The sequence below is a fragment of the Corynebacterium atrinae genome (assembly GCF_030408455.1).
GTDB lineage: Bacteria > Actinomycetota > Actinomycetes > Mycobacteriales > Mycobacteriaceae > Corynebacterium > Corynebacterium atrinae.
In genome coordinates this window covers 39944-55168 of sequence record NZ_CP046977.1, presented here as the reverse complement: position 1 = coordinate 55168, position 15225 = coordinate 39944, and the positions used below count along the sequence as shown (strand labels likewise).

Annotated in this window: 12 protein-coding genes and 1 tRNA gene; 10 read left to right on the top strand and 3 right to left on the bottom strand. The window is 62.4% G+C overall.

Features of this window, described 5'->3' with window-relative positions:
- Window positions 1–126 precede the first annotated feature (126 nt).
- Together CATRI_RS00310 and CATRI_RS00305 are read right to left on the bottom strand one after the other, a co-directional pair.
- A complete protein-coding gene (locus CATRI_RS00310; protein WP_290218547.1) occupies window positions 127–1311 on the bottom strand; it encodes a PucR family transcriptional regulator in 1185 nt (394 codons plus the stop codon).
- A 28-nt stretch (window positions 1312–1339) separates the two neighbouring features.
- Window positions 1340–1957, bottom strand: a complete 618-nt coding sequence (locus tag CATRI_RS00305; protein ID WP_290218545.1) for a GNAT family N-acetyltransferase — start codon at window positions 1955–1957, stop codon at window positions 1340–1342.
- A 936-nt stretch (window positions 1958–2893) separates the two neighbouring features.
- On the opposite strand from CATRI_RS00305, the gene CATRI_RS00300 reads away from it, so the two are divergent.
- The 3 genes from CATRI_RS00300 (at window position 2894) to CATRI_RS00290 (ending at window position 5538) form a co-directional block, all read left to right on the top strand.
- Window positions 2894–3208: a transposase gene (locus CATRI_RS00300; protein WP_290218543.1), complete on the top strand. Its 315-nt coding sequence runs from the start codon at window positions 2894–2896 to the stop codon at window positions 3206–3208.
- Complete coding sequence (locus CATRI_RS00295; RefSeq protein WP_290218539.1) at window positions 3169–4110, top strand: IS3 family transposase; 942 nt, start codon at window positions 3169–3171, stop codon at window positions 4108–4110. The genes CATRI_RS00300 and CATRI_RS00295 overlap by 40 nt, the downstream gene beginning before the upstream one ends.
- A gap of 84 nt (window positions 4111–4194) precedes the next feature.
- Complete coding sequence (locus CATRI_RS00290) at window positions 4195–5538, top strand: IS256 family transposase (protein WP_290218537.1); 1344 nt, start codon at window positions 4195–4197, stop codon at window positions 5536–5538.
- Window positions 5539–5952: 414 nt separating this feature from the next.
- On the opposite strand, the gene CATRI_RS00285 is transcribed toward CATRI_RS00290, so the two are convergent.
- A tRNA-Leu gene (locus CATRI_RS00285) sits at window positions 5953–6038 on the bottom strand.
- A 257-nt stretch (window positions 6039–6295) separates the two neighbouring features.
- On the opposite strand from CATRI_RS00285, the gene CATRI_RS00280 reads away from it, so the two are divergent.
- The 7 genes from CATRI_RS00280 to pknB are packed head-to-tail and all read left to right on the top strand — an operon-like array spanning window position 6296 to window position 15219.
- Complete coding sequence (locus CATRI_RS00280; RefSeq protein ID WP_290218534.1) at window positions 6296–7123, top strand: FHA domain-containing protein; 828 nt, start codon at window positions 6296–6298, stop codon at window positions 7121–7123.
- Between the two features lie 20 nt (window positions 7124–7143).
- On the top strand, window positions 7144–7623 hold the full coding sequence (locus tag CATRI_RS00275; protein ID WP_290218531.1) for an FHA domain-containing protein FhaB/FipA: 480 nt from the start codon (window positions 7144–7146) through the stop codon (window positions 7621–7623).
- Window positions 7620–9053, top strand: coding sequence for a PP2C family protein-serine/threonine phosphatase (locus CATRI_RS00270; RefSeq protein WP_290218529.1), 1434 nt, complete (start codon window positions 7620–7622; stop codon window positions 9051–9053). The genes CATRI_RS00275 and CATRI_RS00270 overlap by 4 nt, the downstream gene beginning before the upstream one ends.
- A complete protein-coding gene (locus CATRI_RS00265; RefSeq protein WP_290218526.1) occupies window positions 9054–10427 on the top strand; it encodes an FtsW/RodA/SpoVE family cell cycle protein in 1374 nt (457 codons plus the stop codon). It begins immediately after the preceding gene.
- Window positions 10428–11882 carry a penicillin-binding transpeptidase domain-containing protein gene (locus CATRI_RS00260; protein ID WP_290218522.1) on the top strand — a complete coding sequence of 485 codons (1455 nt, stop codon included), beginning with the start codon at window positions 10428–10430 and terminating at the stop codon, window positions 11880–11882.
- The gene (locus CATRI_RS00255) at window positions 11882–13273 is read left to right on the top strand and encodes a serine/threonine-protein kinase (RefSeq protein ID WP_290218519.1); all 1392 of its coding nucleotides are present in this window, start codon (window positions 11882–11884) and stop codon (window positions 13271–13273) included. Before CATRI_RS00260 ends, CATRI_RS00255 begins: the two co-directional genes overlap by 1 nt.
- Window positions 13270–15219: a Stk1 family PASTA domain-containing Ser/Thr kinase gene (gene pknB / locus CATRI_RS00250; protein WP_290218516.1), complete on the top strand. Its 1950-nt coding sequence runs from the start codon at window positions 13270–13272 to the stop codon at window positions 15217–15219. Before CATRI_RS00255 ends, pknB begins: the two co-directional genes overlap by 4 nt.
- Window positions 15220–15225 lie beyond the last annotated feature (6 nt).

Here is a 15225-nt window from a genome sequence, read left to right as displayed (position 1 = left end):
ATGCGCGTCCGCCTAGCTTGTGATCTGGAGCACTTATTGGTGGGTGATGCGTTCCAGATTGCCCTGCGCCCTGTGACCCCCGCTACATCTGGGGATGCAATGTTTCAGCCCGTTTCTTGTAGCCAGCTACAACTGCTTCGCGGCCCCTTCGGCAGCCAAGGCCCAGGAAACTTCAATGAGCCCATCGACGTCCCCGAGGTCAGCGCCGGTGAGTTCCTCGAAGCGCCGCAAGCGGTAGCGCAGCGTGTTCACGTGCACCGGAACGCTGCGCGCCGCCGCGGGAATGTTCATTCGGTTGTTCAGGTAAGCGCGCACCGACTCGAGCAGCTCCAGCCGGAATGCTCCAGCGTGCTCTAACGGCGCAATGTAACGCTCGCGCAACAGCTCGGTGGTCTCCGGCGACGTGTGCACTCCCAGCCGCCACGACAAAGAATCCAGGTCCACCAGGCCTCGCTGTCCGAGAGCCTCGGCCGCCCGCAATGCGAGCGACGCGGCATGAAACGACCTGGCAAGATTGTCCAGCCGCTCCGGCTGGCCGATGCCGACGGTCGTCTCCGGCTCCACCGCATCCTCGTCGATCTCCCCCATGACGATGCCCACGATCACGCTCGACTGCACCGACGTAATGAGGCGGACCCCGGCACGATTAGCCCACTCACGCAGGGAATTCGCTGCCCCCGCTTCCTCCTCGGCATGTGTCGGGGCAGCCAGCACGCGCAGCGGCACGTCAGTAGGGACGTTGTACATCGCCGCGCCCCACAACAGTTCGGAGATGTCTCGATCCTCCGAGACCGCCTTGCCGATCCACTCCGACCGCCGAGCCTCATCAGCCACCGCCCGCGAAATCTCCCGGTCGCGGTAAACGGACGTCGCCCGGGAGGAAAAGACATCACCGAGCGACCACAGCAAAGCCGAGCATTCCACCACTTCATCCGAGGGCACATCGAAATCCGGCGCCATCTCAATGAGCCGCCGGAGAATATTGATCATCGAGATCCGGAAGCCACTGAGCACGCTACCGAGCGGCACCCCCTGCCCCATCCGCTCATTCGCCAAAGCATCCGCCTCCGGCACCTCGTCGGGCCGGGGATCGACCCCAGCGCGAATGATACGGATGCTCAGGGCGATGTTTCGCCTTGCCGATGCGGCCAACGCCTCCCGGTTGACCATTTCGTAGCCCGGTACAGTTTCCTGCAATCGGCGCACAGTCCCCTCAACGACGACGTCATCCTCCGTGCACAAGGTCTCCAGGAGGGCGTCCCAGCGCGGCCCCTGCCCGACAGTGGTCTCGGCCACACTCCGGTCTGTCATGTCAGCGAGAATAATGGCACTCCCCTGGCTACGTCGGCATCGCCCCGGGCCGCCACATCGCCAGCTCCGGATCGTCATCGTCGGCCGGGAGCGGCGTCAATCCAAGCGGCACAAAGCCCATCCGCTGGTAGAGAGCCGCCGATTCCGGGGTCGACGCCTCCAGGTAAGCGGCCTCATCCCCCGCCCGATCGAGGCCGTGTCGCAACAGGGCCGAGCCCACGCCGGCCCCCTGCGCCTCGGGGCGCGCGCCGATCATGAACAAATACCAATGCGGGAACTTCGGGTGGTAGGCCTGGACCCGGAAACTCTGGATCGCCGTCTTTGCTAATCGACGCCCCAGTACCCCCACCACCGACGGCGCCATCGCCAGCTGGGCCCGCAGGCCCAGCGAAGAACCAGGTCGGTCCCACAAAGCAGCACCGACCACCTCACCGTCAGCGGCTACCGCCACGTCGACCTCGCCATCGGGAAAGTAGTAGAGCCGGATCAACGGCTCAAGCAGATCTTCCAGTGCCGTGCGGGTCTGTTCACGGGGACGGACGCCGACGATGCGGTGTGCCGCAGGGTCAGTGGCAAAGGCCTCGCTGAGCAGCGCGGCCACAGTAGGTAGCTCCGAATCGAAAGCGGGGCGCACGGTGATATCCATTGATCCTCAGCTTACGGATGACTTAGCATTCTCGAGCCAAAAGCACAGCCAAACTTCACCCTGCCTCGGCGGCAACATTCGCCCTGACCACACCCCACGCGAGCACAGCGATCTGCACGACGAACGCAGCAACGGGCACGACATACTCTCCACCCGCCAGGAAAGACAGAAGTGAAGCCAACGAGGTCACAACTCCGACAATCCCCACTAAGGCGGTCGCCCGAAGATATGGCCTCGCCGGAAGAAGGAATCGCCCAAGTCCTGATTCCCATAGCTTTGTCTCGTTCCAGGCTCCCCGACATCAACAGCAGCCCTATTACAAACGAAACGTATCCGAGTGCTTCCTGTCCACTTGCTTTGTGTGCCACAAGGCTAAGACAAGAGCAGGTAGGTATCTCGGATTCCACTCCCGTCGCGATCAGGAAGTCGGGATCTGCCAAAATTCTCTAGAATGCGAAAACTGTTTCTCTACGACCTGCGGAAACGGTAGATAGTACCATTCATTCTAGAGAATTTTGGCACCCCACCAGCGATCCGGGCACATGCGGATAGAGAGACAAGAAGTGCTGGGAATCCATCCTCACATCACCAACAGACCAGCGAGCAACAGATCTCACACGAGGCAGTGAACCTTGAGACCCTTCGGCTGGCCGACGATGGAAGACACCCAGGCATTCGAACTGCCATCACCAGCACCCTTCTTAGGTAGCTGCATCAATCAAGCAGCGGGCGGATCTGAGCTCTGACCAAGGTCGAGCCCCGGTGTCGTGCCGGAGGTCCAGCACACTTTGCCCCATGGCCCTTGCTGTCAGTCTGGTTGTGAAGTTATCCCCAGCTTCTAAGGAGACAACCATGACCGTGACCATCCCACCCACAATTGTTGTGTCCCGTGTTTAATGGAGGGTGCAAACCTGCGCATCCTCAAGGAATCTATCAATGCCTAAGAAGTACCCCGACGAGCTCAAAGCACGCGCCATCGAACTCGTCATCCACGCCCAATCCGACTCAGTCACCGCACGCGGTGCAGCCGGTCGGGTAGCTGAACAACTCGGACTCAACCGTGAAACCCTGCGTAGCTGGGTCAGCGCCCACAAGAAATCTGGTGCCACCACCGTCGATGAGTCCCTCGATCTAGAGGCAGAAAACCGGCGGCTACGTGCCGAACTCGCCGAATCCCGGCGTGCCAACGAGATCTTGAAGAGGGCTTCGGCTTGTCTATCGCGGCGCAGCCACGACCGCCCACACCGGTAATCGTCGCCTTCATTGACGACAACCGTAAGGAGTTTGGTGTCGAGCCGATCGTACGGGTACTAGCTAGTACTCCCGCGCGTATCGCGACGAGCTCCTATTACGCCTTCAAGTCCCGACCTACCTCGGCCAGGGCCATCCGTGATGTGAAGATCGTGGCTGCTCTTCGTCGAATCCACGCCGAGAACTACTCCTGTTACGGGGTGCGGAAGATGTGGCACGCGATCAACCGTGACGGCAGCTGCGGGCGTGTCGCCCGCTGCACCGTGGAACGGCTCATGCGTGAGGCCAGCCTCGATGGTGTGCGTCGCAAGCGGAAGAAACCATCCACACGCTCGGCTGACGCTGCTGACTGTCCTACAGATCTGGTTGACCGGGTATTCGGGGTACTGGCACCGAATCAGTTGTGGGTCGCGGACATCACCTACATTCCCACTGCGTTGGGCTGGGTGTATACCGCGTTTGTCTTAGATGTCTACTCCCGACAGATCGTCGGCTGGCAGGTCACCAATCACCTGCGGCAATCATTAGCTACTGATGCGGTGACCATGGCGTTAGCTGCCCGTCGGCGTGCGGGCGAGTCGGTCGCCGGGCTGGTCCACCACAGCGATAGAGGCGTGCAATACCGGGCGGTGCACTACACCGACACCCTGGCCGATAGTGAGGTTGTCGCCTCTGTCGGATCCAGGGGCGACTCCTACGACAATGCGATGGCCGAAGCATTGAACTCGGTGTACAAGGCCGAGTTGATTGACCGCCACCACTGGGACGGCCTCATCGATGTCATGGCTGCTACAGCGCAGTGGGTCGGGTGGTACAACTCTGCTCGGCTTCACTCCCAGATTGGGTATCGCACGCCTGATGAAGCTCACTCACAGTTGGCGGTTATGGCCGCTGCTGGTTGAGTTCTCCAATTTCCAGACCCTCCACAAAACCCGGGGCTTGACATTGTGTGTAGGTTCCCAACCCACACAAGGAGATAAGCCACAATGACTACCGTGACACGACGAGACCCGGCTGATAAAGCCAAGATTGACGCGATCGAAGCCAAGCTGCTCGCCAACCCAGAAATCGCCAAACTCATCGACGAGCTCGGCACATCAACAACCGACGCCAACGACCTCGTCCGGGGCATGCTCCAAGCATCAATCACCCGGGGGCTGCACACCGAAATGGACGCCCACCTTGGCTACGGCTGCGGTGACCGGCAAGCAAAGGCCGCGGCAGGGACCAATAACCACCGCAACGGCACCTACCAAAAGACAGTCGATTCCAACTACGGGCCAGTGACCATTGATATCCCCCGAGACCGGGCAGGAACGTTTACCCCGATGATGGTGCCGAAAGGCTCCAGACGTCTCACCGATGTCGATGACATGATCGTGAGCTTGTACGCCGGGGGCATGACCATCCGCGATATCCAACACCATATGGCCACTGCCATGCGCGTGGATATCTCCCACGAGACGATCTCGGCGGTTACTGATGCAGTCCTTGAAGAGGTCATGTGGTGGCAAAACCGCCAGCTTGACGAGTTCTACCCCGTGATCTTCCTTGATGCCTTGCGCATCAAAGTTCGTGATGGTGGACGAGTGGTCAATAAGTCCGCGTATATGGCCATTGGGGTGGATATGGATGGTGTCAAGCACATCCTGGGCTTGTGGATCGCGAAGGAAGAGGGCGCTTCCTTGTGGGCGCATGTATGCGCTCAGCTAGCTAATCGGGGTATCAAAGATGTGTTCATCGTCTGCTGTGATGGGCTGAAAGCCTTGCCGGAGGCAGTGGAGTCAACCTGGCCGGATTCGATGGTCCAGACCTGCATTGTGCACTTGATCAGGGCAGCGAACCGGTGGGTGAGCTACAGCGATCGTAAGCAGGTATCGGCTGCGTTGAAGAAGATCTATACCGCCCCGGATGAGGCTGGTGCGATAGCGGCGTTGGATGATTTCGCTGCGTCGGCACTAGGGGTGAAGTATCCGCAGTCGGTGAAGGTCTGGCGTGATGCTTGGGATCGGTTTACACCGTTTTTGCAGTTCCCGCCGGCGGCGAGGAAGGTGATCTATACGACGAATTCGATTGAGTCGTTGAATAGTCAGCTGCGGAAAGCTACGAGGAATCGGGTGCAGTTCACCAATGATGAGTCCGCGATGAAAACGTTGTGGTTGATGATCTGCACTATTGAGGACCGGCGTGCTGCCAAGCGGGCTAAGGAAGGTGCGCGTGCGTCGGCTACGGCTGGTCGATTGGTCGAGGGCGCGCGTGTTGCTGGGTGGAAGCAGGCCATTAATCAGATGGCTGTGGCCTACCCGGAGCGCTTTGAGGAGTACCTGTAAGAAATCCCCCGCACACAAACAACTTGACACGCCCCGCCGAAGGTCTGGACGGTGCCGCATGCGGTGACGATCAATCTTGCTAAGCCGCCTGAGGAGTTCGTCCTTGCCCAGTAGTCACCCCCCTTTTTTCTTCACAACTACTTGACACGCAGCGTGGTGGGCCTAAAACCGGCACTTCCTAACAACTCCGAGGTCAATCCCCCTTCCAAACCCGCCAAGTTGTTAGGAAGTGCGGGTTTCAATCGACCCAGTAGGCCTGAAGGGCTAAGTAGCAAAAAATGTGTCCCGTCTTCCTAATAGTCACAGCTCACCACCCCCAACGTCTTTTCCCGCACCTACCAACGAAAGACTCAGGGCCTCCCAACCGAAACCGGTGGGAGGCCCTGAGTATGACCATGTCCGTAGACATAAAATTGGTGCCCGGGGGGGGACTTGAACCCCCACGCCCTTGCGGACACTGGCACCTGAAGCCAGCGCGTCTGCCATTCCGCCACCCGGGCTGGGTGATTGATCAGCGTCGTGCTTGCGCGGTCTGCTGAGCGACTCAACTAAGATAACACGGCCGTCGGTTGTTAGTGCAAATGGCCTGGTCACAGTAAATTTCAGCAGGTCGTGACAGGCTTCCGTCTACGTTTCTACAGGGTTGGCACCCTATACTGGTCTTCGTCCTGTGCGCGAGGTCTTATAACTGCCATTGAATTTGCAGTGGCCTCGCGTCTGAAGCGTTTTCTTTGTGTGTGGGAGGAGGCCGCGCGTTATGGCCCTGATGGCTCAACTTGCCAGGTTGGATAGTGCTTTGCAGCGCGGTCTCGATAATGGGTTTGCCTTTATCTTTGGCGGCAAGATCGTGCCGGCGGAGATTGAGGAGCTGTTGAAGCAGGAGGCGGAGGACAACCTGCATGATGCAGGTTCGGGCGCTGAGGCCCCGAATGTATTCATGGTGGGTGTCTCGTCGAAGGATCTGGAGTCTCTGTCGCAGGCGGATCGGGAGTTACCGGCGTCGTTTGCTGATCAAATGACGCGCTTTATCCGTAATAAGGGTTGGCAGCTGGCTGGTCCGGTGGTGGTGCAGATTGCGGAGGAGTCGGGTTTGCGGACTGGGCAGTTACGCGTATCTTCCTACGTCGATGAGCAACCGGCGGACGATAGTGGCTTTGATGCGATCCTCGCTGACATCTCACAACCCACAGCACCCAATAAAGAGAGCACCCCGCAAGTGATCCAGGAGGAGAGCATGACTGACTATCTCGACGCCCCGACCGAGTTCACTGAGCTGCCGAAGGATCCGGTGGTGAGCCTTTTGTTGCAAGATGGTTCGTCACGGACTTATTTGGTGCATGAGGGTTCGAACATCATCGGGCGTAGTAATGATGCGGATCTGCGGTTGCCGGACACCGGTGTGTCGCGGCAGCACGCGGAGGTGACCTGGGATGGCCAGGATGCGGTGTTGGTGGATTTGCAGTCGACGAATGGCACGACGGTCAATGACACTCCGGTGGAGAATTGGCTGCTGGCTGACGGCGACGTCATTACGATGGGCCATTCCCATATTGAGGTCCGCATTGTGGACCCGAATAATAACTGACGCTCGCGAAGGAGGTAGTCGTGGATTCGATCGTTCTGCTGGTGTTCCGCATCGGCCTGCTGGTGCTGTTGTGGTTCTTTGTACTCATGGCCCTGCGCGCGATGCGCAAGGATGTCCAGGTGGCAGCAGGCGTGCCGACGTCCGCGACGGGCACCGTCGCCGCACCGCGGCGGGCGGCTGCGGCGGTGATACCGGGGCGTCGAGAAGCAGCGCGGCAGCTGACTGTCGTGGAGGGACCGTTGACGGGTTCCCACATGGAGGTGGCGACGTTGGAGTCGATCGTGTTGGGCCGCAGCCCGGACAGCGATTTCCAGTTGGGCGACGATTACGCTTCCTCCCGTCATGCGCGGTTGTTCCGGCGCGGTTCGGAGTGGTTCGTGGAGGATCTCGATTCCCGGAACGGCACTTTTGTTGATGGTTACCGTATTGATCAGCCCGAGCGCGTGGGCGTGGGCACCGACGTGAAGGTCGGTCGAACGACTGTGAGGCTGGTTCCGTGAGCGATAGACAACTAAGACTTAATTACACCGTCCGCTCCGACCGCGGTTTGGTCCGCGGCAACAATGAGGATTCGGCCTATGCGGGCCCCAACCTGCTGGTCATCGCCGATGGTATGGGTGGGCACGCGGCCGGCGAGGTCGCCAGCCAGCTCATGGTGCAGCATCTTGAACGCCTCGATGCGGATCCGGAAGACAATGACATGCTCGCCCTGCTCGGCGGGGTGGCGGATGATGCCAACCGGGTGATCGCGGAGACCGTGCGCCAGCAGCCGGAGACCGACGGAATGGGCACGACGCTCACGGCGCTGATGTTCAACGGGCATAAGTTCGGCATGATTCACGTCGGTGATTCCCGCGGTTACCGCCTGCGCGACGGCAAGCTGGAACAGATCACGATCGATGACACCTTCGTCCAATCGCTCGTCGATGAGGGCAAGCTCGACCCCGAGGATGTGTCCTCGCACCCGCAGAAGTCGCTGATCCTCAAGGCGTACACCGGGCGCCCCGTTGATCCGACGCTGCACAATCTTGATGCCCGGCCGGGCGATCGTCTGCTGCTGTGCTCCGATGGGCTCTCTGATCCGGTCACGGCCTCGACGATCGAGACCACGCTGTCCACCGGCACGCCCAACGACGCCGCGCTGCGCCTCATCGAGTTAGCTCTGCGCTCGGGTGGCCCGGACAACATCACGGTCGTCGTCGCCGATGTCGTCGATGAAACTTCGCTTGACGACGCCGCCCGCGCCGCCCTCCCCGGCACGCCCGTCACCGCGGGCGCTTTGCTCGGCGAAGGACAAGAAAACTCCCACCCGGACACCGCGGCCGGCCGCGCCGCCCTGCTGTCCCGGCAGCCGAAAACGATTTCCCCGGATGGTGACGTGCAGTCCCAGCCGCTCACGGGTGCCGCCCCGGTGCCCCCGACGGCGCAGGAGGATACCTCCGGCGGGGGTGATCAGCGCCGGCGCGGTTCGTTTCGACTCCCCGCGCTGATCATCGGCCTGCTGCTCATCATCGGCCTCGTGGCGGGCGGCTGGTGGGCCTATTCCACCATCGACCGCACTTATTACGTCGCAGTCGGCGAGGAGGAGCACCTGGTCATCGAACATGGTGTGGATTACTCCATCTTCGGCCGAGACCTGCATTCGCGCTACCAGGAGACCTGCCTCAACGCGGCCGGTGATCTGCAGTTCAAGGATGTCGGCAGTAGCCAAAGCTGCTCGCCGTTCTCCCTCCAGGATCTCCCGGAATCGGCCCGCTCCTCCGTGGATGGCCTAAGCAGCGGTTCCTACGACGAAGTGACCCAGCAGCTGCGGCGCCTGGCCGACCAGGCCCTGCCAGTGTGCATCGCTCGCCCCACCCCGGCCGCCGAGGGCGCCACTGCCGGCGGCGATCTTTCCCGCCCGGGCGTCAACTGCCGGGAGGTGGGCTAAATGTCAGCGCTCTTCTCGCGCCGCACAGAGATGGGCCTGCTCATCCTCGCTGCGTTGCTCCTCAGCGTCACCTTGGCCAACCTGGAGTTGAGCCAGGGCAACGCCCTCACCACGGATGTGCTGTGGCTCATCGGCGGGTTCATCGTGGTGTTCTCTGCCGCTCACATCGCGCTGTGTATTTTCGCCCCGCACGCTGATCAAATCATCCTGCCCGTCGCCTCGGCACTCAATGGCTTGGGGCTGGTGATGATCTATCGCCTGGACATCGCCAAGGGGACGGGCATGGCCACCCGCCAGATCATGTGGACACTAGTGGCCATCGTCCTGCTCATCGCCGTGCTTGCTCTCGTGCGCGATCACCGGAGGCTCACGCGCTACTCCTACCTCCTCGGCCTCATCGGGTTGTTCCTCCTGGCCTTGCCGCTGGTGTGGCCGTCCGCGATCAACGCCGATGCCCGCATCTGGATCACCATCGGACCTTTCTCGCTCCAGCCGGGCGAGTTTTCCAAGATTTTGCTCCTACTGTTCTTCGCCCAACTGTTGGTAAACAAGCGGGCGCTGTTCAACATCGCCGGGCGTCGATTCCTCGGCTTGGAATTCCCGCGCTTGCGGGACCTCGCCCCCATCCTCGCGGTGTGGGCCGTAGCCATGCTCATCATGGCCATCTCCAATGACTTCGGCCCCGCCCTGCTGTTGTTCTCTACCGTGCTGGGCATGATGTTCCTGGCCACTGGCCGCACCTCGTGGCTCATCATTGGCCTGGGCCTGGTCACCATCGGCGCCTTCGCCGTGTACCAGGTCTCCGACAAAATCCAAGAGCGCGTGATCAACTTCCAAGATCCCGTGGCCAACTACGATTCCACCGGCTACCAGCTCTCCCAGGCCCTGTTCGGCATGTCCTGGGGTGGGCTCACTGGCACTGGATTGGGCCAAGGCCACCCGGAGATCGTTCCCGTCGCGCATTCCGATTTCATCCTCGCCGCGATCGGTGAGGAACTGGGGTTGATCGGCATCGCCGCCATCCTCGTTCTCTTCGGCCTGCTGGTCTCCCGTGGTTTCCGTACCGCTTTGACTGTGCGTGATTCCTACGGCAAGCTCGTCGCCGCGGGCCTGGCCTTGACCATCGCCATCCAGATTTTCGTGGTCACCGCCGGCAACACCGCCCTCATGCCCATGACAGGCCTGACCACCCCGTTCATGTCGGCCGGTGGTTCCTCGCTCATGGCCAACTACATCTTGCTGGGATTGATCCTGCTGATCTCCAACGCTGCTCGGCGACCGGCCCACGAGTCGGCGCCAAACACCACTACCGACAGCGCCGGTCCTGGCACGGGCCTTTTCCCGCCGGTCGCACAGCAGGGGGTGAACGGTTAAATGAATCGTTCCATCCGACTGGTATCCAGCTTCGCGCTCATCCTCGTCATCATTTTGATCGCCAACCTCACTTATATTCAGGTGTTCAAGGAGGACGACTACGCCAAGAACGCGCTCAACCAGCGCGGTTTCTATGAGATGAAATCCATCCCGCGCGGTCAGATCTCGGCGGGCGGCATGGTGCTGGCCTCCAGCGCGGCCGATGCAGATGGCCTCTACCAGCGCTCATACCCCTCCCAAGACCCGGCAGCCTATGGCTCCGTGGTGGGCTACCTCTCTGATCAATACGGCGCTGCAGGCTTGGAGTCCTCCTACAACACTGTCCTCAACGGCACCGATCCGGCGTTGTTTAGCTCCCGGTGGATGGATACCCTGACCGGCAAGGGCACTACCGGCGCGAACGTCGAGCTGACGCTTAACCCACAGGTCCAACAAGTTGCCTACGACCAGCTGGTATCCCGCGGCTACGAGGGTGCCGTCGTAGCTCTCAAGCCCTCGACCGGCGAGATCCTGGCCATGGCGTCTTCGCCGAGCTATGACCCGAACGGCATCGTCAATCCAGCGACGGCTGAGTCGACCTGGGCGGAGCTCAACCAGAATCCGGGCAACCCGCTGGTTAACCATGCCAGCCAGGAAACGCTGCCGCCGGGATCGATCTTCAAGATCATCACCACCACCGCCGGCCTGGAGAACGGTTACACCTCCAACTCCATGCTCACGGGGGCAGCTGATATCACCCTCCCCGGCACCACCACGAAGCTGACCAACTACGGCGGCCAGCAGTGCTCCGGCGGAGGCCAGGTCACCCTAGAGACGGCATTTGCACTCTCGTGCAACACCGCCTTCGTCGAAATGGGCGTGGACGTTGGCGCCGACAACCTGCGCAAGGCCGCCGAGGCTTTCGGCGTCGGCGAGTCCTACGACTTGGGCGTGCCCGTGGCGGACGGCTCATTGGGCGATCTTCCCGACGGCGCCGCCGTCGGCCAGTCCTCCATCGGACAGTTCGACGTGACCATGTCGGCGTTGCAGGCAGCGGTGATGGGGGCGACCGTCGCCAATGATGGTGTACGCATGGAGCCCTACCTCGTCGACCGGGTGACCGGACGCGACCTCAAGGAGCTGCGCAAGACCAGCCCGCACGAGATCACCCGGGCCGTGAGCCCGGAGATCGCGGAACAACTCACCCAGCTCATGCTGGCATCGGAGCGCAATACCGCAGGTGGCGGCGCTAATGGCATCGCCTCGAAGACCGGCACCGCCGAGCATGGACCGGAGGGGACTCCCCCGCACACCTGGTACGTTGCGTTCGCGCCGAGCGATAATGCTGACGTGGCGGTCGCGGTCGTCGTGAAGAATGGTGGCGGTTTTGGCACCGGTGCCACGGGCGGGCAAGTCGCCTCGCCCATCGGACGTGCGGTTATTGATGCCGCCCGCAACGCCCAAGGGGGTGCCTAATGGCTAATATCGACGGCCGCGAACGGTTGCAAAACCTCATCGGTGAGGACTACCAGCTGCAATGGATCATCGGCCACGGTGGCATGTCCACCGTCTGGCTCGCCGATGACATCCGCAACGATCGCGAAGTTGCCATCAAGGTCTTGCGCCCCGAGTTCTCGGACAACCGCGAGTTCCTCGACCGCTTCCGCAACGAAGCGGCCACGGCGGAACTCATCGACTCCGACAACGTCGTTCACACCTACGACTACCGCGAGATCCCTGACCCCTCCGGGCACACCTTCTGCTTCATCGCCATGGAATACGTCCGCGGCGAGTCCCTCGCTGACCTGCTCGCCCGGGAAAAGCAACTCGATGAATCCTTGGCGTTGGACGTCCTCGAGCAGGCCGCCCACGGGCTGTCCATCATCCATCGCATGGACTTGGTCCACCGCGATATCAAGCCCGGCAACCTGCTGATTACGCAGAATGGCCAGGTCAAGATCACGGACTTCGGCATCGCGAAGGCGGCCGCTGCGGTCCCGCTGACCCGCACGGGCATGGTCGTCGGCACGGCGCAGTACGTCTCGCCGGAGCAGGCGCAGGGTAAGGAAGTCACCGCGGCGTCAGACATCTACTCGCTGGGCGTCGTCGGCTACGAGATGCTCGCCGGGCAGCGCCCCTTCACCGGCGACTCCTCAGTCTCCGTCGCGCTCGCCCACATCAGCCAGGCACCGCCGGCGTTGTCCACCGCGGTCAGCGCCGAGGCCCGCGAACTCATCGGCATCGCCCTGCGCAAGGACCCGACCCAACGCTTCGCCAACGGCAACGAGATGGCGCTGGCGGTCTCCGCCGTGCGCCTGGGCAACCGCCCCCCGCAGCCCAAGTCCGCCGCGATGGCCCAGGTCGCCCCCGAGCCCTCCCCGACCGAATCGACCCGGATGCTCGGCGCGGCCACGAATCCGACGACGATTCACCCGGCCACCTCGGTCACCGGAGCCGTGCCCGCTGCTGCCCCCACGGGCCAGGGTCGTCGCCGGGCGGAATCCTCCGGCGGTGGCTTCGGCACCGGAGTCCTCATCGCGATCATCATCGCCGCCCTCCTCGGCGGCGGCACCTTCCTCGCCGCTCAGACGGGACTATTCAGCGGCATCTCCGGGGGCACGTCCTCGACGCAGCCGGTCACCAGCGAACCTGAGGTGGTCACCGAGTGGGTCACCCCGACGGAGGAATCCTCCCCGGTCCCCACCACCATCACGCAGTGGGTCACGCCGACCACCGAGGAGCCAACGCCCACGGCGGAGCCCACGCCCACTCCGACGCCAACCCAGCCGGTCACGCCGACGGCCCCCGCCTTGCCCACCCTTCCCTCGCTCCCCGGCCTGGATACCCTCACGGGAGGTAACGGATGACCCTCATTGGCGGACGCTACCTCCTGGCCGAGGTCATCGGCACCGGTGGCATGTCCGAGGTCTACGCTGCGCAGGACACCCTCATCGGCCGCGATGTCGCCGTGAAGATGCTCCGCCTCGAGCTGGCACGCGACGTCAACTTCCGTGAGCGTTTCCAGCGCGAAGCCGCGAACTCCGGCAAGCTCAACCATCCCGCAATCGTCGCCGTCTTCGACACCGGCGAGACGACCATCGAGGGCATCGATGTCCCCTACATCGTCATGGAGCGCGTCCACGGCCGCACGATCCGCCAGGTCATCCTCGACGAGGGCCCCATGTCGGCCACCCGCGCCGCCGAGACCCTTCTGCCCGCCTGCGCCGCCCTGCAGGCCAGCCACGATGCCGGCATCATCCACCGCGACATCAAGCCCGCCAACATCATGGTCACCAACACCGGCGACGTGAAGGTCATGGACTTCGGCATCGCCCGCGCGCTCGACGATTCGACGCACGCCATGACGCAGACCTCCGCCGTCATCGGCACCGCCCAATACCTCTCCCCCGAGCAAGCCCGCGGCAAGGCCGCCGATGGTCGCTCGGACATCTACGCTCTCGGCTGCGTCCTCTACGAAATGGTCACCGGGCATCCGCCCTTCGAGGGCGAAACTCCGTTCGCCGTCGCATTCCAGCATGTCCAGGAAAACCCGACCCCACCGTCCGAGCTTATCGACGCCCCCCTATCTCCCACCGCCGCACTCAACCTCGATGCCGTGGTCCTCACCGCCATGGCCAAGCACCCGGCCGACCGCTATCAAACGGCGACCCAGTTCGGCGAAGACCTGCAAAAGCTAGCCCGCAACGCCGTCACCAACGCTGCTCGCTCGTACGTCTCCCCGGATGATCCAGCCCCGACAACTGTGTCGGCGGCCGTCGTACCCGCGACCACCCCTGCACCGGCTGCCGTCCCTGCGGCAGGGGCGCACCGTCGAGAAGCAGATACCCGTGGCAACCGCCGGCTGACCTGGGTCGCAGCCGTCCTCGCCCTCATCGCGATCGGCATCGGCGGTGCCTTCGTCTGGGACCTCGTGCAGACCCGCAACGAACAAAACCTCATGGCCCAAATGGTCACCGTGCCCGACCTGACCGGCAAATCCCGCGACGACGCCATTGCCGAGCTCGAAGCCCTCCAACTCGTCGTCAACATCAACGAAGAACCCAGCCCCGACAAACCCCGCAATGAAGTCCTGCGCACCAACCCCGTCTCCGGCTCCCAACTGCAACGCGGAACCAACATCACCTTGACCGTGTCCACCGGCAAAGAAATCACCGACGTCCCCGACCTCAAGGGCATGACGCCCCAAGAAGCCGCCGACGCCCTCGCCAAGTTCGACCTCCAACTGGAACAACAAGTCCGCGAGGCCACCTCTGATGAGGTCGAACAAGGCCGCATCATCGAGCAAAATCCCACCGCAGGCTCACCCCTGCCCAAGGGCTCGAAGGTTTCTATCACCGTCTCCACGGGCGCCGAAACGACCCGCGTCCCCGTCCTCAGCGGCCTCCAACTTGCCCAGGCCGAAGCGACGCTGACCTCCCTCGACTTCGTCGTCCAAGTTCGCCGCATCGACTCCATGGAACCCGACGGCCAAGTCATCCGCGCCCAACATGAAGGCGCCGAAATCCCTACCGGCTCCACCGTCGTCCTCGAAGTCTCCAACGGCATGCTCATCCCCATGCCCGACCTCTCCCGCCTCGACGAACGCCAAGCCCTCGCCGCCCTCCGCGCCGCCGGCTGGACCGGGCGCGACGACCAACTCATCACCGGTGCCGACGTCTCGACCGGTGCCCTCGTCGACCAAGGACGCATCGCTTCTACCAACCCCAGCCCAGGAGCCGGAGTCCGCAAGGACGGCACCATCACCGCCCGCTACTGGGTATTCCAACTCGACGCCCTCGTGCCCGGCAACTAAGGAACC